We start from the raw sequence: 2,493 nt of genomic DNA on the forward strand, positions 1-2,493 counted from the left end.
GGCCATTGGTGTTACCGAAGCGCGGCTTAACGACGTCTGTCGACGTATTGCCGATTTGCCATCCAAGCGCTTGGTGTTCGAAAGAGTCATGCAGGAAGCCAAGCGTCTACTGTTGTTCACGGGCAGTTCGGCAAATGAAATATGCTACCTGCTGGGCTTCAGGGACCCGGCGTATTTCAGTCGTTTTTTTCAGCGCAATGCTGCAATGACACCAGGAGAGTATCGCCAGCGACATTCGGGTTTTCGCTAACGACTTGTGTTTTTTTGCGGCTGAATCGTGTTTGTTTCTGGACACAGGTGTGCGGCCGATTTCCAGGCGGTTGCGCTACTGAAGCACCAACCGTAAGCTGTTGGCTTGTTCACATAGCCCAATCAAAATGTCCAATCCCAGACCTTCCTTGACACTCACCTTGCTCCAGGCTCGCGAAGCGGTAATGACGTTTTTCCGTCCTGGCCTTAACGATCATGACTTGACCGAGCAGCAGTGGCGAGTCATTCGAATCTTGCGCCAACAGGGCGAACTTGAAAGCCACCAGTTGGCACATCAGGCCTGTATTCTCAAACCCAGCATGAGCGGTGTACTCAAGCGCCTGGAGCGCGACGGCCTGGTTATTCGCAGGAAATCGGCTGAAGATCAGCGACGCATTTTCCTCAATCTGACTGAGCAAGGACATGAATGCTTTTTGTCGATGAGCGAGGGGATGGAGCGCAATTACCTCGAGATCCAGCGGCAGTTTGGTGAGAAGAAACTGCAGAAATTGGTCGAGCTACTCGAGGATCTTAAAAAGATTAAGCCCTGAAAAGGGCTGGCTGCTTTTTCAAATCGGCGACATCCGCAGTCATGAAGTGCTCATCACAGACTGGGATCGTCAGAGCGTGCGAGTGGGTTTTCACTGAGGGGAGTAATCTCCATCCACCCGGCTTCCAGCGAGTGCAGCAGATGGCCAATCTGATCAAGCTCACCTTCTTCGCTATCGAGCGAAGCGAGGCATTTGGAGCTTGATTCCGCCAGGCGGGTGATGGCGACATCAACCAAGCGCATTCCTTCCTCACTCAATTGAATCAATTGACCTCGGCGATCACGTGGATCGGGAATCCGGTTGGCGACGCCGCGTTCTACCAATTTGTCCGCTCGATAGGTGGCAGCGCCTGACGTCACCTTCAGCAGACGAAAGACATCGGTAGGGCGCATGCAGTAAGGCGGGCCGCTTCGCCGTAAAGCGAACAGCAGCATGAGATCCTTCATTCCCAGTTCAAGGTCGTCCGCGATTACCTCAATGTGGTGATCGATCAACATGGCGAGGCTTCGGATTCGGAGAGTAATCGCCAATCCATGGTGATCCAGATCCGGACGTTCGTTACGCCATGCTTGCGCCACGGCCTCAGGGCTGGCGGCAGGAAACAATAAATCGTTCATGCAAAATCCATCAGGTGGCTTTGAGGTGATCATACCTTAGTGCGAACCAGGTGTGCCTTGCAGCTATGGCGCTGCTGAGGCGATGAACCCAAGTGCATTGAGGCCGACGGAGCGTTCATCGTAAAGCGTTAACATGCTAACGAATTTTCTTGACGATCGGTAAAGGTGAGCATAGCCTAAAACTATCTTAATAATTGAGATACTTCTTTATTAAGATAGTTTTGGCCGCCTGGCTGCGGCTCTTCTAAAAAACAAGAACGGGACTCGCTATGCTGACCGCTGAACAGAACCGCCTGCTGACGGACGTCTCCCCTGGCACACCTCTGCACAGGTATTGGAAACGGCAATGGATTCCTGCACTGCGCAGTGAGGCGCTTGAGCCGGGAGGCACGCCGCAACGTGTCGAACTGCTATGCGAAAAATATGTCGCCTTTCGCGCAGATGATGGCCATGTCGGATTCCTTCATGAGGCGTGCCCACACCGCGGCGTTTCGCTGGCGTTGGGTCGAAATGAAGGTAACCGCCTGACTTGCATCTTCCATGGTTGGAGTTTTGACACGCAGGGCAACTGCACCAAAATGCCAACCGAGAAAGACCAGACTTTTTGCAAAAAGGTAAAGGGTCAGGGGTTCGAGGTTCGCGAGGGTGGCGGTATTGTTTGGGTGTACTTGGGGGAGGGTGAAGCGCCGGCCTTCACCGACTATGCATTCACCTATTTTGATCGTAAGCACGCCAGACCGCGGGCTTCCTATAACGAAGCGAACTGGTTGCAAAACGTCGAAACGTTGATGGACTCGGCCCATATCGGACTGCTGCACCATGACACCACGGCGAACCCGGAGCTTCCCCAAGCTGGGCTTCAGCTCGTCACTGGCAACGACACCCCCAAGTACACGCTGGAAAGCAAGCCGTATGGCTTGCGGTCGTATTCGTTGCGCACCACTGGTCAGGAGCAGGACTACCTTCGGGTTACCGAGTTCGTAGCACCGGCGACCGCTTTCATTGGTACCACCGAACAAGAAGCGGGATTTCTGATCATCGTGGTGCCAGTCAACAATACGCGCAGTCTTCAGTGG

The 2,493-nt window shown here is 53.7% G+C and carries 4 protein-coding genes; 3 read left to right on the forward strand and 1 reads right to left on the reverse strand.

What is annotated here, in order from left to right; genetic code table 11:
- The coding region (locus tag AC1DVH_RS29505) for a helix-turn-helix domain-containing protein (protein WP_477756762.1) at positions 1 to 250 on the forward strand (250 nt) is incomplete at its 5' end.
- A gap of 127 nt (positions 251 to 377) precedes the next feature.
- Positions 378 to 800, forward strand: a complete 423-nt coding sequence (hpaR, locus tag AC1DVH_RS29510; RefSeq protein WP_477756763.1) for a homoprotocatechuate degradation operon regulator HpaR — start codon at positions 378 to 380, stop codon at positions 798 to 800.
- A gap of 53 nt (positions 801 to 853) precedes the next feature.
- Here the strand turns inward: hpaR and AC1DVH_RS29515 are convergent, their stop codons facing one another.
- Positions 854 to 1,417, reverse strand: a complete 564-nt coding sequence (locus tag AC1DVH_RS29515; protein ID WP_223514710.1) for a MarR family winged helix-turn-helix transcriptional regulator — start codon at positions 1,415 to 1,417, stop codon at positions 854 to 856.
- Positions 1,418 to 1,686: 269 nt separating this feature from the next.
- Between AC1DVH_RS29515 and AC1DVH_RS29520 the strand changes: the two genes are divergently transcribed.
- A partial coding sequence (locus AC1DVH_RS29520; RefSeq protein WP_477756764.1) for a Rieske 2Fe-2S domain-containing protein occupies positions 1,687 to 2,493 on the forward strand: 807 nt, incomplete at its 3' end.

The sequence above is a fragment of the Pseudomonas sp. P4_C3 genome (assembly GCF_056402075.1).